16 protein-coding genes, 1 other RNA gene, 8 pseudogenes and 1 riboswitch are annotated in these 25,922 nt (G+C 46.6%); of the genes and pseudogenes, 14 read left to right on the top strand and 11 right to left on the bottom strand.

From position 1 onward, the window contains the following. The first annotated feature begins 3 nt into the window (after positions 1–3). The 3 genes from DXE27_RS00445 (at position 4) to DXE27_RS00455 (ending at position 3,284) form a co-directional block, all read left to right on the top strand. Positions 4–555 (top strand): TRAP transporter small permease subunit, encoded by a 552-nt coding sequence (locus tag DXE27_RS00445; RefSeq protein WP_128112479.1) that lies wholly within the window; start codon positions 4–6, stop codon positions 553–555. Continuing rightward, positions 552–2,084, top strand: coding sequence for a TRAP transporter large permease (locus DXE27_RS00450; protein ID WP_128112480.1), 1,533 nt, complete (start codon positions 552–554; stop codon positions 2,082–2,084). Before DXE27_RS00445 ends, DXE27_RS00450 begins: the two co-directional genes overlap by 4 nt. An 81-nt stretch (positions 2,085–2,165) precedes the next feature. Then, on the top strand, positions 2,166–3,284 hold the full coding sequence (locus DXE27_RS00455; protein WP_128112481.1) for a hypothetical protein: 1,119 nt from the start codon (positions 2,166–2,168) through the stop codon (positions 3,282–3,284). Between the two features lie 183 nt (positions 3,285–3,467). Here DXE27_RS00455 and DXE27_RS00460 read toward each other — a convergent pair whose 3' ends face one another. From DXE27_RS00460 to DXE27_RS00480, 4 genes and pseudogenes are all read right to left on the bottom strand, one after another. Continuing rightward, a complete protein-coding gene (locus DXE27_RS00460) occupies positions 3,468–5,735 on the bottom strand; it encodes an arginine/lysine/ornithine decarboxylase (protein ID WP_128112482.1) in 2,268 nt (755 codons plus the stop codon). Next, positions 5,732–6,568: pseudogene (locus DXE27_RS09440) on the bottom strand (ion channel). Before DXE27_RS09440 ends, DXE27_RS00460 begins: the two are co-directional and overlap by 4 nt. A 90-nt stretch (positions 6,569–6,658) precedes the next feature. Next, complete coding sequence (gene dcd / locus DXE27_RS00475; RefSeq protein WP_128112485.1) at positions 6,659–7,225, bottom strand: dCTP deaminase; 567 nt, start codon at positions 7,223–7,225, stop codon at positions 6,659–6,661. Between the two features lie 40 nt (positions 7,226–7,265). Then, positions 7,266–8,115, bottom strand: a pseudogene (locus DXE27_RS00480) (formate dehydrogenase accessory sulfurtransferase FdhD). 161 nt (positions 8,116–8,276) lie between these two features. Here DXE27_RS00480 and metG point away from each other — a divergent pair. From metG to DXE27_RS00505, 5 genes and pseudogenes are all read left to right on the top strand, one after another. Further along, positions 8,277–9,941: pseudogene (metG, locus tag DXE27_RS00485) on the top strand (methionine--tRNA ligase); the annotation flags it as partial. A gap of 100 nt (positions 9,942–10,041) precedes the next feature. Next, positions 10,042–10,230 (top strand): DUF3460 family protein, encoded by a 189-nt coding sequence (locus DXE27_RS00490; protein WP_128112487.1) that lies wholly within the window; start codon positions 10,042–10,044, stop codon positions 10,228–10,230. Next, on the top strand, positions 10,223–11,098 hold the full coding sequence (locus DXE27_RS00495) for a segregation and condensation protein A (RefSeq protein ID WP_128112488.1): 876 nt from the start codon (positions 10,223–10,225) through the stop codon (positions 11,096–11,098). The genes DXE27_RS00490 and DXE27_RS00495 overlap by 8 nt, the downstream gene beginning before the upstream one ends. Further along, a complete protein-coding gene (gene panC / locus DXE27_RS00500) occupies positions 11,095–11,946 on the top strand; it encodes a pantoate--beta-alanine ligase (protein ID WP_128112489.1) in 852 nt (283 codons plus the stop codon). The genes DXE27_RS00495 and panC overlap by 4 nt, the downstream gene beginning before the upstream one ends. A gap of 208 nt (positions 11,947–12,154) precedes the next feature. Beyond that, entirely contained in the window at positions 12,155–12,781 is a 627-nt protein-coding gene (locus DXE27_RS00505; protein WP_128112490.1) for a hypothetical protein, read from the top strand. A gap of 100 nt (positions 12,782–12,881) precedes the next feature. Here the strand turns inward: DXE27_RS00505 and DXE27_RS00510 are convergent. From DXE27_RS00510 to DXE27_RS10330, 4 genes and pseudogenes are all read right to left on the bottom strand, one after another. Then, positions 12,882–13,784: pseudogene (locus DXE27_RS00510) on the bottom strand (methionyl-tRNA formyltransferase). Beyond that, positions 13,769–15,031, bottom strand: a pseudogene (gene frc / locus DXE27_RS00515) (formyl-CoA transferase). The pseudogenes DXE27_RS00510 and frc overlap by 16 nt, the downstream one beginning before the upstream one ends. A 50-nt stretch (positions 15,032–15,081) precedes the next feature. Beyond that, a complete protein-coding gene (oxc, locus tag DXE27_RS00520; protein WP_128112491.1) occupies positions 15,082–16,791 on the bottom strand; it encodes an oxalyl-CoA decarboxylase in 1,710 nt (569 codons plus the stop codon). A gap of 203 nt (positions 16,792–16,994) precedes the next feature. After that, a pseudogene (locus tag DXE27_RS10330) lies at positions 16,995–17,604 on the bottom strand (Crp/Fnr family transcriptional regulator). A gap of 72 nt (positions 17,605–17,676) precedes the next feature. Next, positions 17,677–17,890, top strand: a riboswitch (cobalamin riboswitch). 249 nt (positions 17,891–18,139) lie between these two features. Here DXE27_RS10330 and DXE27_RS00530 point away from each other — a divergent pair. From DXE27_RS00530 to DXE27_RS00555, 6 genes and pseudogenes are all read left to right on the top strand, one after another. Then, positions 18,140–19,996: a TonB-dependent receptor gene (locus tag DXE27_RS00530; protein ID WP_231969580.1), complete on the top strand. Its 1,857-nt coding sequence runs from the start codon at positions 18,140–18,142 to the stop codon at positions 19,994–19,996. After that, on the top strand, positions 19,974–20,171 hold the full coding sequence (locus tag DXE27_RS00535) for a TonB-dependent receptor (protein ID WP_128112493.1): 198 nt from the start codon (positions 19,974–19,976) through the stop codon (positions 20,169–20,171). The genes DXE27_RS00530 and DXE27_RS00535 overlap by 23 nt, the downstream gene beginning before the upstream one ends. Before the next feature lie 102 nt (positions 20,172–20,273). Continuing rightward, complete coding sequence (locus DXE27_RS00540; RefSeq protein WP_128112494.1) at positions 20,274–20,567, top strand: hypothetical protein; 294 nt, start codon at positions 20,274–20,276, stop codon at positions 20,565–20,567. Beyond that, positions 20,548–20,772: pseudogene (locus DXE27_RS10335) on the top strand (cell division protein ZapA); the annotation flags it as partial. The gene DXE27_RS00540 and the pseudogene DXE27_RS10335, both read left to right, overlap by 20 nt. Positions 20,773–20,862: 90 nt before the next feature. After that, positions 20,863–21,083: non-coding RNA, 6S RNA (ssrS, locus tag DXE27_RS00550), on the top strand. Next, positions 21,084–21,902 (top strand): sulfite exporter TauE/SafE family protein, encoded by an 819-nt coding sequence (locus DXE27_RS00555; RefSeq protein ID WP_128112495.1) that lies wholly within the window; start codon positions 21,084–21,086, stop codon positions 21,900–21,902. Here DXE27_RS00555 and DXE27_RS00560 read toward each other — a convergent pair. The 3 genes and pseudogenes from DXE27_RS00560 to DXE27_RS00570 all read right to left on the bottom strand — a co-directional run bounded on the left by DXE27_RS00560 (position 21,903) and on the right by DXE27_RS00570 (position 25,909). Further along, positions 21,903–23,421 (bottom strand): annotated as a pseudogene (locus DXE27_RS00560) (malonate--CoA ligase). It abuts the gene before it with no gap. 40 nt (positions 23,422–23,461) lie between these two features. Beyond that, positions 23,462–24,445: a Bug family tripartite tricarboxylate transporter substrate binding protein gene (locus DXE27_RS00565; RefSeq protein ID WP_128112496.1), complete on the bottom strand. Its 984-nt coding sequence runs from the start codon at positions 24,443–24,445 to the stop codon at positions 23,462–23,464. A 159-nt stretch (positions 24,446–24,604) separates the two neighbouring features. After that, a complete protein-coding gene (locus tag DXE27_RS00570) occupies positions 24,605–25,909 on the bottom strand; it encodes a malonyl-CoA decarboxylase (protein WP_128112497.1) in 1,305 nt (434 codons plus the stop codon). Positions 25,910–25,922 lie beyond the last annotated feature (13 nt).

Raw genomic sequence — 25,922 nt, forward strand, 5'->3', positions numbered from 1 at the left:
CGCATGGGGTTTTGGTCCAAACTCTCTGCAGGCATCGATCGTATAAACCTGTTTTTGGGTAAGGCAGCCAGCATCATGATTTTGCTGTCTTGCGTGGTGTCTGCAGCAAATGCCCTACTTCGCTACGGTCTTGATGTCAGCAATAACTGGCCACTAGAGCTGCAATGGTATTTATTTGCTGCTGCCGTCATGCTCGGCGCCTCGTACACACTAAAACGCAATGAGCATGTCCGTGTTGATTTAATTTATTCCAACCTCTCAGATCGTGGTCGCATTTGGGTGGATCTATCTAGCTTGATTGTCTTCCTAATGCCTGCCTGCCTCTTGTTTGCCTGGCTATCTTGGACTACCTTGTTTTATCCATCGTGGCTGGTGATGGAGCATTCATTAAATGCCGGCGGTCTTGCTCGCTATCCAATTAAATTTGTTGTGCCTTTTGGATTCCTCATGCTCAGCCTCCAAGGTCTCTCCGAAATCATTAAGCGTATCGGCGCACTGAAAGGTGAAATCACCTTGCCTGCCGAAGACCTTCATTACGAAAAGCCAATGCAATGATTCCATTGGAGTGGATGCCGCCCTTAATGTTTGGCGGGCTGATCGTCTTTATGTTGATCGGCTTTCCGGTTGCGTTTTCGCTCATGGCTGCTGGGTTATTTTTTTCCTTAATTGCAATAAGCGAAGGGTTCTTTGGGGTCGCGTTTTTACAGGCGATACCTCAACGCATCTTTGGCAGCGTCCTTGCTAACGACCTTTTACTAGCCATCCCCTTCTTCACCTTTATGGGCGCCATTCTTGAGCGCTGCGGGTTAGCAGAAGAGATGCTCGACTCCATGGGCCAACTCTTTGGGCGTGTTCGCGGTGGCCTTGGTTATTCCGTCATCATTGTGGGCTTTATTCTCGGCGCTATTACGGGCACTGTGGCTGCCCAGGTGATCGCTATGGCCATGATCTCTTTGCCGGTGATGATGCGTTACGGCTACAACATGCGCTACGCTACGGGCGTTTTAGCGGCCTCTGGCACGATCACCCAGCTGGTGCCCCCATCCCTGGTGCTCATCGTGCTTGCGGACCAACTAAAAACTCAAAGCGGCAGCGCCGATGTGGGCAGCATGTACTTGGGAGCATGGGGTCCATCCCTGCTGCAAATAGGCTTATTTGCGCTGTATACCTTTTTCTTAAGTCGTATTCGGCCAGACTACTTGCCGCCAGTTCTAGAGAGCGATCTCACGCTAAAAGGTTGGGCGCTTTGGAAAAAGTGCCTGATGGGCATCATTCCTTCGGCTGTTTTAATCTTTTTGGTTCTGGGCACCATCATGACGGGCATTGCCACTCCGACAGAGTCCGGAGCCATGGGTGCAATGGGTGCTTTATTACTAGCGTGGATTCGTAGGGCAAGCATTCCCAACCTCAAAGGATTAATTCAAGAGGCCTATCAAAACACTATGCGTATTACAGCCATGGTGGTCTTTATCTTGATTGGCTCAACTTGCTTCTCGGTGGTATTTCAAGGTGTGGATGGCGGCTTCTGGGTAGAAGAATTATTCTCCAACTTGCCTGGCGGCTGGATTGGTTTTTTAATCGTCGTGAATTTGTTTGTTTTCTTTTTGGCATTTTTCCTAGACTTCTTTGAGATTGCCTTTATCGTCGTGCCGATGCTGGCTCCAGTAGCTGTGAAATTACTCTCACCAGTATTGCTAGATTCTATGAACGGCAACCCTCAGGCGGCTGCAAGCGCAGCCTTGGTTTGGTTTGGCGTCATGCTGTGCGTCAATATGCAAACATCATTTATGCACCCACCCTTTGGATTTGCCCTCTTCTACCTTCGAGGTGTTGCACCAAAAGAAGTGAAGAGTAGCGATATCTATTGGGGCGCATTACCTTGGGTAGGGCTGCAATTGATCATGGTTGTTTTAGTAATGGCATTCCCCGCCCTGGTAACGACATTCCTGGATAAGCCTGCTGCTGTTGTGCAAAGTCAGGACTTTAATTTCACAGGCAACGAAGAAAATAAGCTAGAGTCACCCAACGGCAAAGTGGACGAAGATGCGCCAGTAAGCTTTCAACTAGATAAACCAGCCAAATAAGTCACCTAAACACCAAGCAGGCCCAAGACTGTTACATTATCTCAATACAGGTTTGTTAACACTCTTTTAGACTTTCTTAATATGAAGCCACTCTTAAAATTCAAGCGCACCGTTTTTATTGGCGGCATTGTGGCAATACTCAGTGGATGCGGCTCTACACTCACCCCTGACTTTGGCGAGATGTCAGCCAAATATGCCAATACCCTAGAGCAATATCAGATCAATATGATCTTCCAGAATATATTGCGTTCCTCAGCAAATAGACCTGTCAGCTTTTTGGATATGCCCACTATCAATGGCTCTGGATCAATTGGTGTAACACCTTCAGTGAGCGCATTATTTACTGGTGGTGCTATTCCATATAACGCTAGTTACAACGTTATCCAAGGTGGGCTTTCTTATGCGACACCAAGTACCTCGCTGACTCTAAATAACACCTTTAATTTCACGCAGTCATCTTTGGATAATTCTCTATTTTGGAAGGGATACCTCGGCGAGCTACCAAAAGAAACTGTCAAATACTTCAGTCACAATCACATTCCCAAAGAAGTCATTATGAGTCTGGTAGTTGATGAAATAGAGCTCATTCAAGCGAATGGTAAATCCACTGTCCTTGTCAACAATCCCCTTAGACCAGATCACGCCCAGTTTCAGCAATATCTATACAAGCTGATTGATGATGGCCTTACCGCAACATTGATTGATACATCAGAGAAATTGGGCCCACCCCTGATTATGGAAAAAATCACTCCAAGATTTGGTGAAAAAGCCTTCACCATGTTTAAAGATGCGAATATTACGCTGAAGCAAATGGATAAAACCCAAAATCCTACATATCAACCCATTCAGGTATCCAGCAAATACAAGCTTTGTATGAATACGAATAATTACGCCAATTTTCTGCCAACAAAATATTTTGGCGTAACAATCTACTGCGAAGATGATCTTCAAGAGGATTTAAAGAATACTAGTGCAGCAAAAAAACAGCAAAATACTCTTATTGTTCGGATTCGCTCCACCAATAATGTTTTTGAATACTTGGGGCAAGTGATCAGGGCGCAGCATGCCGATAAACCCTATATCGTTACCTTGCCTCCCTCCGCAAATACATTCAATACCAATAGAGGCTCACTCAACCACAATGCTTTACTGATAGTAGATAAAGACAAACCTACAACCCCAAACCTTTTGCAATCATAGAAGGCCTGGATGGAAGTACTTACAATATTCCGGCTGAGATTATTCATCCCTAGCCATAAAATTACTAGCTCAACTAATGTCTCTACAAAAGATTCCTGGCAGCATCCCAGCATCGCCATCAGTGCTACTCAAATAGCAATATTGAGCGGTAGAAATAAATAAGGCCCCTAGGGGCCTTATTTATTAGAGGGTAATGTCCCGCTCTTGCCTCACACAATCGACGTAGTACTCGCTCTTGCCGTCAATGTTAGTTTTCACAAGGCCATGGATATCTGTCTCAAACCCAGGGAACTTCTCATTGAAATCTCTAGCAAAATAGAGATAGTCAATAATGCGCTTGTTAAAGCGCTCGCCCGGGATCAGAAGTGGAATACCTGGAGGATATGGGGTAACCAACATGGCAGTTACACGCCCTTCCAACTGATCTAACGGCACACGATCTACTTGTTTGTGTGCCATCTTTGTCCAAGCTTCTGAAGGCATCATGGCTGGGACCATATCCGAGGTATACATCTCCGTAGTCATGCGCGCGACGTTACGGCTCTTATAGAACTCATGAATTTGTTGGCAAATATCTTTGAGACCAACGCGCTCATAGCGTGGATGCTTGGCCACAAACTCAGGCAAGACTTTCCACAAAGGCGCATTCTTATCAAAGTGGTCCTTGAACTGCTGTAATTCAGTAACCAGTGTGTTCCAGCGACCTTTTGTAATGCCGATGGTGAACATAATGAAGAAGGAATACAAACCGCACTTCTCTACGATCACGCCATGCTCGGCTAAGTACTTGGTAACGATGCTGGCAGGAATACCCATCGAACCAAAGTTACCTTCAATATCCAATCCAGGCGTAACAACAGTCGCTTTGATTGGGTCGAGCATGTTGAAGTCTTTAGCCAACTTGCCAAAGTCATGCCAAGCGGCAGATGGCTCTAAGACCCAATCAGAACGCTCGCCAATGCCCTCTTCAGCCAGGTGATCTGGACCCCAAACCTTAAACCACCAATCCGCACCAAACTTATCATCCACCTCGCGCATAGCGCGGCGGAAGTCCATTGCTTCAGCAATAGATTCTTCAACCAGCGTTGTGCCGCCAGGAGACTCCATCATGGCTGCCGACACGTCACATGAAGCAATAATTGCGTACTGTGGACTAGTAGAGGTGTGCATCAAGTAAGCCTCATTGAAGCAATCACGGTCTAACTTGGTATCTTCAGCATCTTGGACCAAAACTTGGGAAGCCTGAGATAGGCCCGCCAACAACTTGTGTGTTGACTGGGTTGCAAACATCAAACTCTTCTTGGTGCGCTTTCGATCTGAGCCAATCGCATGCATATCCTTATAGAAAGGATGGAAGGCGGCGTGTGGCAACCAAGCTTCATCAAAATGCAATGAATCTACTTTGCCGTCGAGCATCTCTTTGATTATCTCTACGTTGTACACAATACCGTCATAAGTACTTTGCGTAAGCGTCATTACGCGTGGCACAACATTCTTATCTTTAATGAAGGGGTTGGCATCAATCTTCTTCTTGATGTTTTTCCACTCAAACTCTTCTTTAAGAATTGGGCCGATGATGCCTAAGTGATTACGTGTTGGCATCAAGAAAATCGGGATCGCGCCCATCATCGTGATGGAATGTATCACTGACTTATGGCAGTTACGGTCTACCAGCACAACGTCACCAGGAGCAACAGTCGAATGCCAAACAATCTTATTTGATGTAGATGTACCGTTGGTCACGAAGAACAAATGATCAGCATTGAAGATGCGCGCCGCATTGCGCTCACTCTGTAATACCGGTCCAGTATGGTCCAAGAGCTGACCCAACTCTTCAACAGCATTACAGACGTCTGCGCGCAGCATGTTCTCACCAAAGAACTGATGGAACATACGACCCACTGGGCTCTTTAAGAAGGCAACGCCACCAGAGTGCCCTGGGCAATGCCAGGAATACGAACCTTCAGAAGCGTAATTGGTTAAAGCGCGGAAAAATGGCGAGGCCAAAGAATCTAAATAGACTTTAGCTTCGCGAATAATATGACGTGCTACAAATTCTGGGGTGTCTTCATTCATATGAATGAAACCATGCAACTCACGCAGGATATCGTTTGGCATATGACGTGACGTGCGAGTCTCGCCATACAAGAAGATCGGGATATCTTCATTACGCTTACGTACTTCCGTAATGAACGCACGCAAGTTATTTAATGCAGGCAGATCATGATCTTCTGAATCCGAGTCAAACTCTTCGTCATCGATTGAAACAATAAAGCTGGATGCGCGGGATGCTTGCTGTGCAAATGAGGTCAGGTCGCCATAACTGGTTAAGCCAATAACCTCCATGCCCTCATTCTCAATAGCCTCAGCAAGGTCGCGAATTCCAGAGCCCGAAATATTTTCGGAACGAAAGTCCTCATCAATAATGATGATTGGAAAACGAAATTTCATAAAAACTCCCCTGCTATCTTGTCCGAACTATTCGGAACCCACTTATCAAAATTGGTAAGGTCAATAACCCGACCACCATCTGGCATCACTGTAACTATGTCGACAAAGGTCGCATTTTGCTGCACATCTTTAGGCAAGTAAACATGGCGCGCATAAACCTGGTTGGCTAAGCTCTCATGGTAGCCAGTAAAGGTAATTAATAAATGCCACTGCTGCTCAATATCGGCTTTTCCCAAGAACTCTTTTAGGGCGCTGCTGTCATCGACACTATGCATTGCAGTCCATGTAAGAGAAAAGACTGGGCTCTCAGAGCGATGAAGTTACAACTCAACGGACCGACGGTAACGCTCACCTTCGCTAGTCATGCTCTCAGCAATCAACCACAAACGAAGCTGCGCCTCCACAATATGTGAGCTGCGGTCATTCGCCACGCGAAACTTAAATGTCTTTACGCCATCATGATTACCAACCACGGCTACCTTAGAAAAGCGCACACCTGCAGTTGGCCGAGTAAATCTGGCGAATGCCAAACCCGTCGTTAATGCGGAATAAACGATTCCAAAGAAAGCCTCAAAAGTCACAATTGCATTAGCCCCATGACCAACCGGCGTCATACGCCCGTAACCAATGGTTGCCATGGTTTGTACGCTAAAGAAAAATACATCCAATAAGGAGCCTGGCTCTGCATGGGTGATGGCCCCATCTCCGCAAGCAATATAAGCAAAGGCAAAGAGCAGATTGGTCGATAGATATACAAATACAACCAGCAATAAAAAGCTGGTCCAGCTAGTACCTAATAGCCAGTGATAAAAATTATTCTCAGGCCGCACCATTTCAGAGCGCGAGAGTGTAGCGCGATATTCATCTAAATTAATCCGTGCGGGACGGCGATTAAATAAAAATTTACGCACTGCCGTAAAGGCTTAGGTCTTAGGCAGGGTAACGCCCCGCTGACCTTGATACTTGCCACCACGATCTTTATATGATGTGCCACAAACTTCATCACTCTCAAAGAAGAGGACTTGTGCGCAACCTTCGCCTGCATAAATCTTTGCCGGCAATGGTGTGGTGTTAGAAAACTCGAGGGTGACGTAACCCTCCCACTCCGGCTCAAACGGCGTGACGTTCACAATAATTCCGCAGCGTGCGTATGTGCTCTTACCAACGCAAACGGTTAATACGCTACGAGGAATCTTGAAATACTCAACGGTTCTAGCCAATGCAAATGAATTTGGTGGAATGATGCAAACATCACCCTTGAAATCTACAAAGGATTGTTCGTCAAAATTCTTGGGATCAACAATAGTGCTGTTGATGTTGGTAAAGATCTTGAATTCGTCTGCGCAACGAATGTCATAGCCATAACTTGAAGTGCCGTAACTTACGATTTTGTTGTCGGCGGCGTCTTGGCGAACTTGCCCAGGTTCAAATGGGCTGATCATGCCTTGCTCGCCCATGCGGCGGATCCAGTGGTCAGATTTAATAGTCATGGCCGAATTGTAAAACCTTCGCCCTTACCTGCCCACGAATTTATTGGGGGTTTTGGCTAAAAACGACCCTCTCCGGGGCGTTATAGATCTCGAAGTGTTTTCCAGAGCAGCGGGATAGGATCGTGAGATTGGTCTTACGGGCCAAATCCAGGCCCATCAAGGTGACTCCTGAGCGGGTTAACAAGAAGGGAATGCCCATCTGGGCACCCTTAATGACCATCTCAGAGGTGAGGCGTCCTGTGGTGAAGAAAATCAAATCCCTACCCACTTTGTCGGCCAGCCACATCAAGCCGGAAATCGAGTCGACCGCGTTATGCCGTCCAACGTCCTCAATGAAGTGCAAAAGGCGGACCCCATCCTTGCCGTCTCGTTCATAGACTGCACAGGCATGAACAGAGCCAGATTTCTTATAAATCGTGTCATGGGTCCGAATCGAGTCAATCAGGGCAACAATTGCCTCTTGGGATAATGTCGGACCCTCGGGCAGCTGAATCTCTGACATTTCCTCAATCAAGCCACCAAAAAACATTGTCCCCTGCCCGCAGCCCGCTGTAACCACCCGTTTGCTAGTCAAGGCATCAATATCCACCGCGCTCCGACGGGTTTTAACCGCTGCCGAATCGGTCTCCCAATCCACTTGGATGCTTTCTATGTCGTCCGGAGACTCTACAAGACGTTGATTGCGTAGATAACCCAATACCAGGGCTTCTGGAGCGCTACCAAGGGTCATGAGTGTTACCACCTCACGCTTGTTTGTCTAAGTAAATAGTTAAAGGGCGCTCGCCGGGAATATGGGTCATCTTTAGGCGACCCATCTCATCCATAACCTCGACCTCATGCACCAATGGCACGGAGGCACAAGACATTTGGATGATCGGTTTTACAGCCATAAATTGCTCTCTACAGTCGGACTCAAGGGAAGTTTATCGGGGTTTATCAAGACTTCGCAGTGCTTTACTTTAACCGCAGACTAAAATCACCGCATAAGCCAGCATAATTGAGTGCTAAACCTTATTTAACCGTCCAACCTTCTTATTTAAGTCCGCATTTCATGAGCAGTTCCCAACGTCGCCTTCTCGTCACCTCAGCCTTACCGTATGCCAATGGCCAGATCCATATCGGGCATTTGGTGGAATACGTACAGACCGATATTTGGGTTCGCTTTCAAAGAATGCGCGGCCATGAAGTGCATTACGTTGGAGCTGACGATACACATGGCACCCCAATCATGTTGCGCGCAGAAAAAGAAGGCATTACCCCTAAAAAACTTATCGCTAATGTTTGGAAAGAACATAAGCGTGATTTTGATAACTTTTTAATTTCTTTTGACAACTATTACACAACCGATAGCCCTGAGAATGAAAAGCTATCGCAAAGTATTTATATCAAGTTACGTGAAGCTGGCCTGATTGAAAAGCGCGCGATTGAACAAGCCTACGATCCCGTTAAAGAAATGTTTCTGCCGGATCGCTTCATTAAAGGCGAGTGCCCAAAGTGTGGCGCCAAAGATCAATACGGTGACAACTGCGAAAAGTGTGGGGCAACATACTCACCCACCGATCTCAAGAATCCGTTCTCTGTAGTCAGTGGCGCAACGCCAATCAAAAAAGTTTCGGACCATTACTTCTTTAAGCTATCTGATCCGCGCTGCGAAGAGTTTTTGCGCGAGTGGACTCAAGTCAAGACGCCCTTGCAGCCAGAAGCCCGCAACAAGATGAAAGAGTGGGTTGGCCAGCCCGGAGAAAGCAAGCTAGGCGACTGGGATATCTCCCGCGATGCCCCGTATTTCGGGTTTGAGATCCCCGATGCCCTTGGAAAGTACTTCTATGTCTGGCTCGATGCCCCAATTGGTTACTACGCCAGCTTCCTCAATTATTGCCAGGCCAAGAGCCTCAATTTTGACGAGTGGGTTAATCCAGATACGACTACTGAGCAATACCACTTCATTGGTAAAGATATTTTGTATTTCCACACCTTGTTCTGGCCAGCCACTTTAAAGTTTGCTGGCTATCGAACCCCAACCAATGTTTTTGCTCACGGCTTCTTAACGGTAGATGGCGAGAAGATGAGTAAATCTCGCGGCACTTTAATTTCTGCAAATAGCGTAATTGAGTGCGGATTTAATCCTGAGTGGTTCCGCTATTACTTTGCAACCAAACTCAATGACAGCATGGAAGATTTAGATTTAAATCTTCAAGACTTTGTAGCACGCGTAAATAGCGACTTATTAGGCAAGTATATCAATATTGCTAGTCGTAGTGCTGGCTTTTTAGTAAAGCGTTTTGGCGGCATTGTTTCTGATGAGGCAATGAGCAATCCACTCCTCAAAGAAATTGCTGCGGCCAGCGAAAAAATTGCTGAACTTTATGAGGCGCGCGAATATGCAAAAGCATTGCGCACCGTCATGGAGCTTACTGACAAAGTAAATGGATTTGTGGATGAGAACAAACCATGGGAAATTGCCAAAGATCCAGAGCGTGAAGCGGATTTGCAACGGGTTTGCAGCATCACCCTCGAATCATTCCGGATGCTGAGTCTTTATCTCAAGCCTGTCATCCCTCAAGTGGCTGCTGGAGTTGAAGCGTTTTTTGCCCTTCCCTCACTTTCTTGGGCTGATATCAATACCCCACTCTCCAGCAAGACCCCAATTAATGCCTATAAGCATTTAATGACCCGTGTTGAAGCCCCACAAATTGAGGCTTTGCTGGCTGCAAACTTGTAAAAAGCCCCCTAAAAAGCACCTATAATGGCGGGTGTAGTCCTGAGATAACTTTTCGAATTAATTTCATAATTTATTGAGTATTTTAGGAAATGCCATGGCAAGATATCAATCCGAATTCACCCAGTTCTTAAGCGAACTCAAGACCGAGAAACCTCACCTCGAGGCTGATCAGCAAGCTGGCCGCGCCCTCCTTTGGGATAAAGAGCCTTTGACCGTTGAAGATCAGCGCCGCGCAAAAGCTGCAAAACTCAAGCAACGCGCTTACGTTTATTCGAATGACTAATTCAGGTATTGAGCCAAGCGCTCAGCCAATTTCAGATTTGCTAGATAGCACCCCATCGGTTACCGATGGCATGTCGTCTGCGTTCGCCAAACTGTATGGCGAGCCGCTTTTTAAGCTTCCGACTGATTTATACATCCCACCAGATGCGCTAGAGGTATTTCTAGAAGCATTTGAAGGTCCGCTGGATTTGTTGCTCTACCTTATTCGTAAGCAAAACTTCAACGTACTGGATATTCCAATGGCGCAGGTTACTCAACAGTACCTGAGCTATATCGATCAAATCCGCCATCACAACCTTGAGCTTGCTGCTGAGTATTTACTCATGGCTGCCATGTTGATTGAAATTAAATCTCGCATGCTTCTGCCAATGAAGAAAGCAGATAGCGAAGAAGAAGTGGAAGATCCACGTGCAGAGCTAGTTCGTCGTCTCCTAGAATACGAGCGCATGAAGCTTGCCGCACAAGAGCTCGATCAGATCCCGCAACAAGGTCGCGACTTCCAAGTGGCGCACGGCTTTGTGGATACCACCATCGCCATTTCTTGGCCTGATGTCAACGTAGAAGATTTGCAAATGGCTTGGCGTGATGTTCTGCACCGTGCCAAACTCACACAACATCACACAATTACTCGTGAAGAGTTATCCGTGCGTGACTTCATGACGCGTATATTGCGTCGCTTGCAGGGTACAAAGTTTGTTGAGTTCGGTGAGCTATTTGAAGATGCGATTAAATCCGGCAGAGGAATTCCAGTAGTGATTGTGAACTTCATCGCCATGCTGGAGCTCTCACGCGAAGCTTTAGTAGAAATTACTCAAGCTGAGCCATATGCGCCAATCTATGTGCGCCTTGCCTATACCCCTGTTGCATGAAAATCATTAGCGATATTCAAGAGCTGCGCGATCACTTGCGCGGCCAAAATCGCGCCTCCTTTGTGCCAACCATGGGCAACCTACATGAAGGTCACCTCTCACTGATGCGTCTGGCGCGTCAGCATGGTGATCCAGTAGTAGCGAGTATCTTCGTTAATCGCCTGCAATTTGGCCCTAACGAAGATTTTGATAGTTATCCTCGTACGATGCAGGCCGATATTGATAAGCTCGAAAAAGAAGGTGTTTACATCTTGTTTGCACCAACTGAGCGAGATCTTTATCCGCAGCCACAAGAGTATCGAGTTGACCCACCGCAACAATTAGGCGACATCCTTGAAGGTGAATTCCGCCCAGGCTTCTTCAAGGGTGTTTGCACAGTTGTTCTCAAGCTATTCTCTTGCGTTCAACCTAAGGTTGCCGTGTTCGGAAAAAAAGATTATCAGCAGCTGATGATTATTCGTCAGATGGCCAAGCAGTTTTCTCTGCCAGTAGACATTATTCCTGGCGAAACCATTCGCGCTGAAGATGGCTTAGCTCTTTCATCCCGCAACGGCTACCTCTCAGTAGAAGAGCGTGCCGAGGCGCCTGAATTGCAAAAGGCATTAAAAGAGGTTCGCGAACGCGTTCTGCAACTAAAAGATCGCAGCGCTCAACCCATCTCTGAAATTGAAAAAGCTGCTGTTGCATCACTAGCTGGACGGGGATGGCAGCCAGATTACATCGCCATTCGTCAACAAAGTAATTTAGCGCCTGCGTCTAATGAGCAATTACAGGCAGGTGAGCCACTAGTTATCCTGACAGCCGCTAAGCTTGGCAAAACACGTTTGATTGATAACCTAGAGATTTAGGTTGCACTGATAAAAGGTTCATTTGAGACCTTGATTGACCCTTTGTAACCCTATAAAGATAAGTAGTATCTATCGCTCCGCTTAAGGAGTAAGCTGTAACGAGATCAAGACTGATAACTGTTACAGCATTTGATTTATTTAAGCACACATAACAGTCGTCCTCTCTAGCGAATTAGAGCAGGCCTCACTCTCCACAGAAATTTTAGTTATGTATAAAAAACTTGCAATAGCAAGTTTGATGGTTTTTGCATTCAATAAACCATATGCCCAAGTTACGATTGACACCACTGGCGGGACTACAGGTGGAGCTATCACAAGCACCCCTATTAGCAACTCCGTATCAACTACTGGCGCTCTTCTACGTCCCAAGGTGGCGCAGGCCGCCGGTCTTGGTGGCACCTCAAATGCTGTGACAGGTGCATCTACCTCTCAAGGTGGTTCTGGTAATGCAACCGTTACATCAAACTACGGCGCTACCAAAATTCCAGTTACAACTGCAATTGCACCATCAAACTTTCCTACCGCACCTTGTATGGGGTCAACATCTATTGCTGGCTCGGCTGTTTTATTTGGATTTAGCACCGGCTCTTCATGGGAGGCAACGGAATGCATGACTTTTGAGGCCGCAAGATCATTTGATCAGGCTGGAATGCATGAAGATGCTCTAGCCATTAAATGTACTAGCAAGTATTCAAGTGCAGCACCAAGCTGCATTAAGCTTCGCCAACAAGAGGCGCAAAGAGGTCAATCAGATGTACAGGCTTCTCGTGAACCGACAGAGCCATTGAACGCGAATCTAAAAAAGCTATCTATACCGAAACCATTGACCCAGTAAGCGGCTTTAAAACAATTATCGATACTCGCGACACTATTAGGCGCGTTGCCGTACCTTAGATTAAATTGCTACAGCGCGAAGAACTGCCCTACTTCTAGATTCAATTCCTTGGCCAGCTCGCGGCGCCCGTTACTTTTCCTGCGGCGCCTTTTGCTTTGAGAACCTCTATTTGACCGCCGTGGCAGGCAACAAAGAAAGAGTCCAGGGTAATCTGAGTCACTTCGCCTGGCTTGCCTTTAACGGCGCTAAATGTAGCAGCAACGTGCTTATGGCAATCGTAGATCTGCACCTTTTATTCGCCAAACTTTGTCCATGCGCCAGGCGCAGGATTGCATGCCCGAATGAGATTATGAATTTGACTGATGTGTGTTGCCCAATGAATTTGCGCAGCGTTCGCATCAAACCAACCCTCATAGTTAGCCTGCGATTCATCTTGAACCAACTCTTGGTGCTTGCCTGCCACCACTAAGTCAGCGGCTTCAAGCAATGCTTTTACGCCAACCGGGAACAGATGATCAAAATAAATCTTACCCAGAGTGTCGTTGGGTCCAATAGCGACTTCTTTTTGCAAAATCACCGCACCTTCATCTAAACCGTCAGTTGGACGGAAGATGGTTAAACCAGTCTTCTCTTCGCCTAATGCGATTGCCCAGTTAATAGCGCTTGGACCACGATATTTTGGAAGTAATGATGGATGGTATTGAATAGTTCCATGCTTTGGGATCTTGCAGAGCTCTTGCGGCACAAACTGAATGACATAAGCCATTACGCAAATATCTGCGTTGCTATCAATCATGGCCTGAGCAGCTTCGCCACCCTTTAGGGAAGCGAACTGCAAGGGGGTTAAGCCCCTTGCAAGTGCAGCCTCTTTTAAGACTTCCGGCTTACTTGATTTGGGATTATCGGGTAGGCAGAAGACAGCAACTACTTCGTCGCCACGATCCAAAAAAGCCTCTAAAGCTGCTTTACCAAAATCCGCACTCCCAATCAAGGCCACCCGCATCTTAGATCACCTTGTCGTGACGTAATGTAATCATCAGCGGTGTAACCCAACTCATGCAGAATCTCATCAGTGTACTCACCAAGCAATGGTGAACGTGTCACTTCTGTTGGGCTATCAGACATCTTGATAGGATTACCAACAGTGAGGTACTTGCCACGAATCGGATGATCCACCTCCACTACGGTGCCAGTAGCACGCAGTGCAGGCTCTTCAGCAATTTCTTTCATCGAGAGAATTGGGCCGCATGGGATGTCGTATTTATTCAAAACATCCATCACTTCAAACTTCGTCATAGTCATGGTCCATTTTTCGATCTCACCGAAAATTTCCATGAGGTGCGGCAAGCGCGCCATTGGCGATGCAAAACGCACATCTGTAATCCAATCTTCACGGCCGATTACCTTACAGATTGCCTCCCAAACTGGAGCTTAAACAATCACATACATATAGGCGTTTGGATCGGTTTCCCAACCCTTACATTTCACAATCCAACCAGGCTGGCCACCGCCAGAGGCATTGCCTGCATGGGGTACGGAGTCGCCAAACTCACCGTTCGGGAACTGTGGGTACTCTTGCATGAGGCCTACGCGCTCTAAACGCTGTTGATCGCGCAACTTCACACGGCACAAGTTCAATACAGCGTCTTGCATTGAGCAAGATACTTTTTGACCACGGCCAGTTTTTTCACGCTGCATCAATGCAGTCAAAATACCGATTGCCAAGTGCATACCAGTATTAGAGTCGCCCAAAGCGGCTGCAGAAACTGTCGGAGGACCATCCCAGAAACCAGTAATAGAGACTGCACCACCGGCACATTGAGCAACGTTTTCATACACTTTTAAGTCTTCGTATGAGTGGCCATCGCTAAAGCCCTTTACAGAAGCCATAATCATTTTTGGGTTCAATTCTTGGATACGCTTCCAAAAGAATCCCATGCGATCCAAAGCGCCAGGACCGAAGTTCTCAACCATGACGTCTGAAGTCTTGATCATCTTTTCTAAAACTTCTATACCTTCTTGAGTTTTAGTATCGAGAGTCAAAGAACGCTTATTGCCGTTCAACATTGTGAAGTACAAAGCATCAGCGCCTGGAACGTCGCGCAATTGGCTACGTGTTACGTCGCCAGAGCCTGGACGCTCTACCTTGATCACGTCAGCGCCATACCAAGCCAACAGCTGAGTACATGCAGGACCTGCCTGTACGTGTGTGAAGTCAATAATGCGAATACCGTCTAATGGTTTAGTCATGTTTGTTTCTCCTTAAGTCTTTCTTGTTTACTTCTAAATTAATTATTTAATTACTTCTTAGCAGCTGCTGTAGATGGGTTTAAGTTTGTTAAACGCCCACTCTCAGTACCTGCGGTTTCATCAATAACAGCATTGATAAGAGCTGGTTTACCGGCAGCAATTGCTTCTGTTAACGCTGCTTCTAATTCCGCTGGGGTAGTTACGTAGTAACCGACACCACCAAATGCCTCAATCATCTTGTCGTAACGAGCATCTTTAACGAACACGGTAGGTGCAACATCAGCGCCGCCCGTTGGGTTCTTATCAGTACCGCGGTATACGCCGTTGTTATTAAATACAACGGTTGTGATTGGTAAGTTGTAACGGCAAACGGTTTCTAATTCCATGCCGCTAAAGCCGAATGCGCTATCGCCCTCAACCGCAACCGTTGGCAAGCCGCTAATTACAGCAGCGCCGATGGAGTAACCCATACCAATACCCATAATCCCCCAAGTACCAGAGTCAAAACGCTTGCGTGGCTTATACATATCAGCGATTGCACGGCAATAGTCAAGTGTGTTTGCGCCCTCGTTTACCAAGTTCACATCTGGGTTCTTCTTGATCACATCATGAATCACACGCAATGCGCCATGGAAGTTCATTGGGTTAGCTTCTTTGGCTAATGTTTCAGCCATCTTCGCCAAGTTCTTATCTTTCTTCTCGGCAATAGCAGCAATCCACTCAGCGCTTGGCTTAGGTACTGAAGCAATACCTTTCAAGAGTTCACCAACGCATGAACCAATATCGCCAATCAATGGAGCAGCAATTTGTACGTTGCTATCCACTTCGTTTGCTTGAATATCGATTTGAATAAATTTCTTAGGATCTTTACCCCAAGTCTTGCCCTTACCGTGCGCTAACAACCAGTTCAAGCGTGCGCCAACCAACAGCACTGCATCAGCTTCAGCCAATACAAATGAACGTGCTGCAGAAGCGGATTGTGGATGGTTATCTGGCAACAAACCTTTGGCCATCGACATAGGCAAGTATGGGATACCTGATTTTTCAACCAAATCACGAATCTCTTTATCGGCTTGTGCATAAGCAGCGCCTTTACCCAAGAGAATCAATGGACGCTTAGCGCCTTTCAATACATCCAATGCGCGAGCAACTGCATCAGCCGCTGGGATTTGACGTGGAACTGGATCAATTACTTTGAAAATTGTTTTCTTAGCTTCTTCAGCAGGCATAGTTTGAGCTAGCAACTGTGCTGGCAAGTCCAAATAGACACCACCTGGACGACCAGAAACCGCAGCGCGGATTGCACGAGCAAAACCAATGCCGATATCTTCAATGTGATTAATACGATATGCAGCTTTGCAATATGGCTTGGCTGCGTTGAGCTGATCCATCTCTTCGTAGTCACCCTGTTGCAAGTCAACGATTTCACGCTCGCTCGAACCAGAGATCAAAATCATTGGGGAGCAGTTCACAGTAGCGTTAGCTAATGCTGTTAAACCATTCAAGAATCCTGGTGCAGAAACCGTCATACAAATACCTGGCTTTTGTGTCATGTAACCAGCAATTGCTGCTGCATTACCTGCGTGCTGTTCGTGACGGAAGCCAATAAAGCGCAAACCTTCAGCTTGAGCCAAACGACATAAGTCAGTAATTGGAATACCAACAAGACCGAAAATAGTATTGAGGTCATTCGCTTTTAAAGCGTCAATGACGAGATGGAAACCATCTGTTAATTGTGTGTTTTGGTTATCTGTTGTCATAGAAATTTTTATAAGAATTGCAGGTGGGCCATAAAGGCTAACGCAATTTAGCTTTCGCTAATGTCTCCAATGTAGTTATTAATCGCACAACGGGTTTTAAGCTCCCGCTTAGGCTGAAGTGAATATTAGGCTTGGGGAGGGGGTTCATCATTGACTTCGGTCAATTTCCCCCTAAATCCTGTAATTACAAGCTGATCAAGGACCTAAACAAAAAGCTCTTTATGCTTGGTTTTAAGGCGGCTTAAGGTCTCAGGAGATAAGTTGAGATAGGCGGCCAGCTCTTTCTTGGGCAAGAGCTCGAATAAATCCTCGTATTTGCGCAAGAAGCGCTCTACTCGGCCGGGAGCATCGAGCATATGCAAGGTTGATGGTGTGCGCCATGATCTCGCTCATAAGGCGCATAACCTCAAACTCAAAGCTCTCCTTCAGGGGCTTATGCAGCTCCAAGAACTCAGCCCACTTCTTCATAGGCATCCGGGCCTTGGTTACGCTGGCAATGCTATAGGGGGCTGCAGTCTTAAGGCGCCAGGCAGCATAGCTAGTTTCAATATCCTTTTCAATAGCGAAGCGCAAGATCATCTCTTTGGCATCTGGACTAGAAACAATCCGCTTCAAAATCCCGTCCAGCACAAAGTATTGCTCCATCTGGTGGTCACCCCTGATGGAGCAAGATTTCTGATTTTTTGAGGTCCGATATCTCTAAATGACGCTCTAGATCCGCCATTGCTGCTGGGTCCAAGCTTTTTAAGACTGAGTTTTGGCTCAACTGCAAGCGAATCAGGTTTTTTCGGGGTGCTTATCTAACGCGGTCATGAATCCTTAATCCTAGAGCCCATATTGTAGGCTTTTTTACCCCTTTTTTCAGGGTGAATACACCTAAGTACGCTAGAATTACGGGGTCGTGGTGCTTTATTGCAATGCAACAAAGTTAAACGGGAAACACTAAACGTGTGCTGCCCCCGCAACAGCAGGTAAATACGTCCTTAAGCAATTTTTGGGCGTCAGGAATCTGACAAAGCCACTGTGCGCGTCAATCGCATGGGAAGGCCAGATTCTGATATTTACTAGCCCGGATACCGGCCAAAACAGGTGGAATTTTGCGGACGGGGATCTTCGCGCGCCAATGACAGCGCCCTATCCCTCGATCTGGCGCCCAATTGACGCCTGAACTCACGCTCGTGAAATTCTGTTCGACCCAGCTAACGGGGAAGTTAGCTAGGCAATCGATAACAGAAAGCATTTCATGAAATAGCAGTTACGCAAGAAAAAAATTGCCCTACTTTGTGGCGCAATATTCGCCGTCTTTTCTTCATCAACGTTGTTTGCACAAAACTCACAAAATACCCTTGTGGTAACGGGCTCACGATTCGCCGAAAACCTCAATGAGGTTCCTGCAAACGTCAAAGTGATTACACGAGATGAAATTGAGAACTCCAGCTCCAACACCATTCCTCAAGTGTTGTCACAAATTGGCGGCCTCAAAGTCAGCGGCTTAAATTCCAGCACACTAAATTTAGAAGCCTCCGCAGATATGGGTGGCTATGGTCCTACGGGCAATAGCACCACTGCGGTTCTAGTTGATGGCATCAGAATTAACCCCATTGACTCAAGCAGCGTAGATTGGGAATCTATTCCAATTGACTCTATTGAGCGCATTGAAATCCTTCAGGGTGGCTCAAGCGTCCAATACGGTAACGGCGCAGTAGGCGGCGTCATCAATATCATCACCAATGGTGGCAAGAAAAATATTAATCAAGCATCAGCAACTCTAGGCACTTGGGGTACATCGATTAATAATGCGATTTTCAGAAACACTGTTGATAAGACTACTTATCAGGTCAGCGCAAACACCTCCAACACAAACGGATGGAGACCAAATACTGCAGCAAACGCGTACTCTGTAGATGCAAAAATCTCTCAAGACTTAGGTGGTGGCGACAGAGTGTATGTGGATGGCTACTATGGATACACAAACTCTCAAATAGCGAGCCCTGTAGTAGGTTTAGTGGGATCAGGAAACCCACTTTCAGTGCGACCGCAAAACGCAGGAAACAATGCGACTACAAATAACTCCGGCTTTCGTCAGGGCCTAACCAAAACCTTGAGCAAAGATTATGTTGTGGAGCTGGATACTTCCTACAACAATAAAACTTCGTTCTTCTACACACCTCAAGCAGATTTCTTTGCTAGCCCTGATTTCGGATCCGCCGGCGGGCCAATGAACAATAAATTACAAGGCTGGCAACTAGCAGCATCCCCACGCATCAAAGCCAACTTTGGCGCCATAGGGACTAGCATCTTTGGCTACGATTTTTCAAAAGAAAATCAAGCTGGAACGAATACCTATTCGTCACAATCTCAGGGCATTATTCTTGCCAATCAATACGATGCAGTCAATAATCCATTTGGCACGTATTACAACAACCTGACTAGCGATACCCAAAACGCTGCGCAAATTAATAACTCGCTTTATCTAATTCAAAAAGTTCCCTTAAATAAAGTATTTGAGGCAAGCGGCGGCTTTCGCAGACAAGTTCAGCAAGCATCAACCTCTAGCAGCCAAATATCCGCAGCGAATGGAGCCGTTGCCAGCGATCAGCAATATGCGGCAAACGCTGGCGACGTAGCGCTCAATGCTAATTACCTTCCTGGGCAGAGGGTGTATGTCAAATGGAATCAATCATTTAGATTCCCTAATATTGACGAATACTGGGGCCTGCTCTACAACCCAATAACGCAAACCACTACATCTGTATTTAGCGGAATTTTGCAACCCCAAACTACTCAGACTTATGAAATGGGTGGCAATTGGTCGATTTGGAATTCCAAGGCCACCTCATCGATTTTTAAATCCATGACTCAAAATGAGATTAGCTATAACCCAGCCACAGGCTATAACTACAACTCAACTTACCAAACTAATCGCGGCGGCATTTTGCTTGATGCTGCATCCAATATCACCTCTTCATTAAATATTGGTATTGGCGGTAAGTATCAAAAGTCATACTACGCAAACGGGCCATTTGCTGGCAATGCCATTCCCGTTGTTCCAGACACCCTACTCAATGCTAGAGCAAATTACCTCATTACATCTGCATGGAGTGTAGGCGGAGTAGTGAATTATGTAAGTAAGCAACCAACACTACGATACGGGCCCGAACTACTACAGCGCATCTCCTGTAATGCCCTCATACGTCATTGGTGATATTTTTACCTTCTACAAATATCAAGCTATCGAAACCAGGCTTACAGTAAAAAACGTGGGTAATGCGCAGTACGCTACATATGGAACAGCGCCAAGCATTGTATCCAGCAAGTATTCCTACTACCCCAGCGAACCTAGGTCGGTTTATTTAACTCTGAAATACAACTTCAATTAATCGTTTTAGGCGTATTGGTCCGGTTTAGATCCATTCATCCAAATATGAGGGTCTGAACTGGCGCCCCAACACCAAGCTTTTCCCTAGGGCTACAATGCCAATATGAGTGAATTTAGCCCATTTCTCCCAAGTGACGCCGATGGCGATCTGGTTGCGATCAGCGCATCCATCACCCGCCTGTCCGAGAAAATTGCTTTGATCAATGAGGCCGTCAAAAACTTGAATCAAAATCAAACTCAACTCGAAGGCAAGATCGATGCCGCCCATAAACGTGTTCAACGCATCTTGATCTTGAGTCGCCTGCCAGAGCAAAGTGATGGCCGCCAACTCAATTTACTAGGCGAAACAATTCCACCAACCAATCCAGAGGACGACAGTGAGCCAACAACGCATTGAAGTAACTCTCGCTGGGCAAAAGATTACTTTAGCCACCAGCACCGAACACGAACCATTGTTGCGTACAGCTTGCGTATTAGTTGACGAACAAATTCAGCTGGCTATTGGCGGCGGCAATCGCAGCATTGAGCGAGCCAGCATGATGGCTGCCCTTAAAATTGCTGGCGACTTAATCACCCTTCAGAAAAACCAAACGCAGCAAAGCACTTCTTCAAACGTTAGCTCAGATGAAGTCTCACGTCTTCAGAGCGAGATCCATAGACTTGAAGATCGGGTGGATGCTTTGATGCAAACCCTTTCCCTGCCTGGTTCGCCAAAAGGCCAATAGTTCCTTGAACCGATGCGCAAGCATCCGGAACGATCTTTACCTTGTGGGCGTGAGCGTTTCGAAAGTTCACAGTGCCAACTTAGACTTGGTTACTCCCTGAACCTCTTAATGCACCCGAAACAGAGTAGCCGTTCCACCTTGAACCTTAGGGTTCAGGATGACGGCCTAGCGGCTAAGGCGGGGAATTCATGTTACTAAGCGATATCTTGATGCTGGTGTTGTGTGGCGGCATTTCTGGATACTTGGCCGGCTTACTCGGCATTGGTGGCGGCATGATTTTGGTGCCCTTCATGATCTTGGTTTTTAATCACTTAGGCTTTAGTCAAGATGTGATTGTGCATATGGCAATTGCTACAGGCATGGCCACCATTCTCTTTACTACCTCCTCTGCAATTTGGGCTCATCATAAGCATGGCTCCATCGATTGGAAGCTCGTTGCAGCACTTAGCCCTGGAATGATATTTGGTGGCTTGATTGGCGGAAGCGAGCTATTTGAGGCCCTCAAAACATCCTGGCTCTCACTCTTTTTTGCCGTGTTTATTGTTTACACCTCAATCCAGATGCTCTTGAATAAAAAACCAAAGGCGGGCAGAGAATTACCAGGCACGCTTGGATTGTTTTCTTTTGGCACTTTTGCGGGGGCACTTGCCAGCTTGGTGGGAGCTGGCGGCGCTTTTATCACAGTACCGTTTATGCTTTGGTGCAATGTGAAGCCACATACCGCTATGGCAAGCTCATCAGGCCTAGGATTTCCGATCGCAGCAGCCGCCACAATTGGCTACATGTATGGAAGCTGGGGAAACCCAAACCTTCCGGCTGGTTCATTAGGATTTGTTTATTTGCCGGCCGTTGCCTGCATTGTGGTGGTGAGTATCTTTACTGCACCGCTAGGCGCAAAGATGGCCAGAAAACTCGATATAGCTCAACTCAAACGAGTCTTTGGCATCTTGCTGTTTTTCCTTGCAGCCTTCATGTTTAATGAAAGCCGCAAGGCATTTGGCTTTTAATTAGCTCGTATATTGCTGGCGCAAAATATTCTTTTGCACTTTACCCATCGCATTACGAGGCAAATCAGAAACAATCTCTAAACGCTTCGGTATTTTGAAGTTCGCAATTTGCGTTTTGAGTGCGGCGATCATTGACTCAGCATTTAACTTCGCGCCAGCTTTTGGCACTACTACTGCCATCACTGCTCCACCAAAGTCTGGATGCGGAATACCAATCACAGCGCTCTCATCAACGCCTGGCATATCGTCTATAAATCCTTCAATCTCTTTTGGATAGACGTTATAGCCACCTGAAATAATTAAATCCTTGCTGCGGCCAACAATGCATAACTTTTGGCGCTTTGCCGCCATTGGCATCACCACCCCAACGGCCAACGTCGCCAGTCTTAAACCAACCGTCTTTCGTAAATTCTTCTGCAGTCTTCTCCGGCATGCGCCAGTAGCCCTTAAATATATTTGGACCTTTAACCTGGATGCCGCCAATCTCATTAACCTTACATGGCTTATTGTCTTCATTGACTACGCGTACTTTCACGCCAGGCAATGGCAATCCTACAGAGCCGCCAACACGCTTACCTTTATATGGATTGGAAACCAACATCACGGTTTCACTCATGCCGTAGCGTTCAAGAATAGGCTGGCCAATTACCTCTTTAAAAGTATTGAAGGTTTCTGTTAGCAAAGGTGCTGATCCAGAAACAAAGAGGCGCATATTACGTGCAACTTTCTTATTGAAGCCCTTGTCAGCCAATAAGCGCACGTAGAAAGTAGGCACACCCATCATGACCGTAGATTGAGGCATATGCTTGATCAATTGAGCGGTATCCAAACGTGGCAACCAAATCATTTTGCTGCCATTGATAAGTGCACCATGAGCGGCTACAAATAAACCGTGTACATGGAATATTGGCAAAGCATGCAGCAATACATCGCCTTTTTTCCAGCCCCAGAATTTTTGTAGCACCTGAGCATTGCTTCCCAAGTTTTTATGCGTGAGCATGGCGCCCTTGCTGCGACCGGTAGTGCCGGAGGTATACAGAATGGCGGCTAGATCATCATCTTTAGCTGGAACTGTCTTGAATTTATCGCTCAAGCCTGCAGCACGCTCCAATAAAGTACCCGTACGGTTTTCGTCCAATGTGAAAACATGCTTTGTGCCCGCCTTTGCAGCAACCTTAGATACCCATGAAAGATTCTTACCGCTGCACACCACTACCGCCGGCTCAGCATTTTCCAAAAAGTACTGAATCTCTGCAGACTGGTAAGCAGTGTTCAGCGGCAAATACACATAGCCAGCACGAATCGTAGCCAGATAAAGAAATAATGCTTCTGGAGATTTCTCAACCTGAACGGCAACTCTAGCGCCTTTAGGGGGCTTAAGGCTCGCCAATAAATTTGCAAGTTTTGCGGTGGCACCCTCTAGGTCACCCCAAGAGTAATACAAACCATCATGCGTCTCGATAGCGCATGCTTTTTTATCTTTTGGAAAACCTTTTTCCAATAGTGAATATAAATTCATTCGAGCCTCAAATCCAAGGGGTAATGTTTAATAAAATTGCTTAATCTAATTTAGCGCCAGAGGCCTTAGCAACAGCAGCCCAACGCTTGATATCAGCACTTACAAACTTACCAAATGCATCACCCGAGAGATTGGGTGTATCAGAGCCGTTATTTGTCCAAATGGTTTTAAGCTCTGGAGTATTGATCGCCTTCTGCACTTCAGCAATCATCTTGTCAATGATCGGTTGTGGTGTGCCCTTAGGAGCAAACAAGCCGTACCAAGTGGATACCTCATAACCAACCAAGCCAGCTTCAGCTGCAGTAGGCACGTTCGGGAATCCGGGGGCGCGCTTCTGAGAGGCAACCGCTAAAGCAACAATGGAGCCGTTTTTAATTTGCGCAGCAGATGAGCCAAGACCATCAAACTCGATGTCGACCTGTCCTGCAATAAGGTCTTGCATCGCTGGGCCGGCTCCACGGTAAGGGATGTGGGTGATAAAGGTTTTAGTCAACATCTTGAACTGCTCGCCAGCCAAATGATGTGAAAAGCCATTGCCTGCACTAGCGTAGTTAAATTTACCGGGGTTTTTCTTCAGAAGTGCGATGAACTCTTTTAAGTCTTTCACTTGAACATTTTTTGGGTTCACCACAATTACCTGAGGTGGACTTGCAATCATCGCAACCGGTATAAAGCTCTTTTCAATGTCGTAATCTAAATTTGGATACGTAGCAGGCGCAATAGCATGATACGCAGCTCCTACGAAGAATGAGTAACCATCTGGTGCGGCCTTGGCGGCAATGGAGGCGCCTAAGGTGCCTCCAGCTCCACCGCGGTTATCAATAATGATTTGCTTGCCCAATTGCTTGGTTAATTGAGTAGCCAAAGGTCTAGCAAAAGCATCAGTGCCTCCGCCAGCGGGAAATGGCACAACAAAGGTAATGGGCTTATTGGGCCACTCCTGTGCGCACACGACTAACGGCGCCGCACAGATTAGAAACAGCGCTCTCTTGAGAGTTGCCACAAGGCTTGATTGCTTAAACATCTTTGTCTCCTCCACTTGCCATTTTCATGACTATCTATTCATTATCAATACAGCATTTTTTGTTACTACACTGGATCTTAGCGCCCAGTTCGATACTTCGTTCTCCAAGGTGAATCTCTTTTGGACTCTTCCCTGGAGGATCTCCTCCTAAATTCCTTATCAAGGGGCCATTAATCGCCCAACCGCCCTTGAATACACAATCTCGCCATTGGCAAATTTTTCATGGTTTTCTTCTACATTGCCTAAGTCATAGAGATAGTTCACCATCAGACCAGCTGACTGACGCAATCCTTTGCGCGATAAATCTCCCGCCCAGTTCACCAAATGCAACTTTGCGCCATTGCCCAAGTGAAACTTGGCAACCGGATTACCATTTCGACCAGTCGAGCCCAACCCTAAATAAATAGATGCTAGACACAACAATGCATCTCTTTCTTTTTCTGAGGCTAGATCAGGGTGCCATCCGGCGCTTAACTTTTCCGTCCATGATTGAGCATCCAGCTTCAATGTAGCTAATGCCTGCTCCCTCGCCGTTTTTAAATTTGGCTTCAAGCGCTCCGCAGGAAGGTCTTCACCTAACTGTGCACCTGCAGACACCCAATCCATAAATCCAGGAATTGGTGACAAGGTTACGAAGGTTTTGAGGCCCGGGAATTCTGCGTGCAACTGCTCTGCCACCCGCTTAATCAAGAAATTACCCATTGATACACCGCGCAGGCCAGGCTCGCAGTTACTGATGGAGTAAAAAACGGCAACCTTATATTGCGATGGTTGGTCAACAGTCTCTGCCTTCTTATCCACCAAGGGAGTGATAACTGTAGGGATCTCTGGCAGAAGTGCTACTTCAACGAAGATTAAAGGCTCACTTGGAAGTTGTGGGTGAAAGAAAGCGAAGCAACGGCGATCAGGCTGTAGACGACGGCGCAGGTCATCCCAGCCATCAATAGCATGTACCGCTTCGTGCTGAATGAGCTTCTCTAAAACCTCTGCCGGTGATTTCCAATCTACGCGATGCATCTTTAAAAATCCTGGATTGAACCAGGAAGATAGTAAGTGCCGCATATCAAAATCAACCGCAGTGAGCTCAGGCTTCTTTTCTAATATTTGCAATAGGTCGCGACGCATCTGCACTACCGCGGCAGTGCCTTGACTAGCGCGATTGAGGCGGCGAAATAATTCCTGCCGCGGAGACTCAGAAACTTTTTGTAGGCGAATGTAATTACGCGCATTGGATTCGGCAGCAAAATTTTGCGCCGCTTTGAGAACGGCATCTGCCTGAGGATTTAACTTCTCGAATAGATATGTAAAAAATGGGATGTGCTGATCTTTGCCAAGCTTGCGATAGTTATTCACCACATCATCAGCCATGCTGACAGCATTAGACTCCCCGCGTTCGGAAATCAAACGCTTGATGGCGTTGTTTGCCTTAGACGGGTTGCGTGCTTTTGCTAACTTTTCAAGCATGTGTTCTTTTCAA

Origin of the sequence: Polynucleobacter necessarius (assembly GCF_900096755.1) — a bacterium.
GTDB lineage: Bacteria > Pseudomonadota > Gammaproteobacteria > Burkholderiales > Burkholderiaceae > Polynucleobacter > Polynucleobacter necessarius_K.

Coding starts and splice junctions, on each gene's coding strand:
- DXE27_RS00450 (WP_128112480.1), top strand. CDS start 552: ATGATTCCATTGGAGTGGATGCCGCCCTTAATGTTTGGCGGGCTGATC.
- dcd (WP_128112485.1), bottom strand. CDS start 7,225: ATGACTATTAAATCTGACCACTGGATCCGCCGCATGGGCGAGCAAGGC.
- DXE27_RS00555 (WP_128112495.1), top strand. CDS start 21,084: ATGTTACTAAGCGATATCTTGATGCTGGTGTTGTGTGGCGGCATTTCT.
- DXE27_RS00495 (WP_128112488.1), top strand. CDS start 10,223: ATGACTAATTCAGGTATTGAGCCAAGCGCTCAGCCAATTTCAGATTTG.
- DXE27_RS00540 (WP_128112494.1), top strand. CDS start 20,274: ATGAGTGAATTTAGCCCATTTCTCCCAAGTGACGCCGATGGCGATCTG.
- DXE27_RS00535 (WP_128112493.1), top strand. CDS start 19,974: ATGCCCTCATACGTCATTGGTGATATTTTTACCTTCTACAAATATCAA.
- DXE27_RS00460 (WP_128112482.1), bottom strand. CDS start 5,735: ATGAAATTTCGTTTTCCAATCATCATTATTGATGAGGACTTTCGTTCC.
- DXE27_RS00490 (WP_128112487.1), top strand. CDS start 10,042: ATGGCAAGATATCAATCCGAATTCACCCAGTTCTTAAGCGAACTCAAG.
- panC (WP_128112489.1), top strand. CDS start 11,095: ATGAAAATCATTAGCGATATTCAAGAGCTGCGCGATCACTTGCGCGGC.
- DXE27_RS00445 (WP_128112479.1), top strand. CDS start 4: ATGGGGTTTTGGTCCAAACTCTCTGCAGGCATCGATCGTATAAACCTG.
- DXE27_RS00570 (WP_128112497.1), bottom strand. CDS start 25,909: ATGCTTGAAAAGTTAGCAAAAGCACGCAACCCGTCTAAGGCAAACAAC.
- oxc (WP_128112491.1), bottom strand. CDS start 16,791: ATGACAACAGATAACCAAAACACACAATTAACAGATGGTTTCCATCTC.
- DXE27_RS00565 (WP_128112496.1), bottom strand. CDS start 24,445: ATGTTTAAGCAATCAAGCCTTGTGGCAACTCTCAAGAGAGCGCTGTTT.
- DXE27_RS00455 (WP_128112481.1), top strand. CDS start 2,166: ATGAAGCCACTCTTAAAATTCAAGCGCACCGTTTTTATTGGCGGCATT.
- DXE27_RS00505 (WP_128112490.1), top strand. CDS start 12,155: ATGTATAAAAAACTTGCAATAGCAAGTTTGATGGTTTTTGCATTCAAT.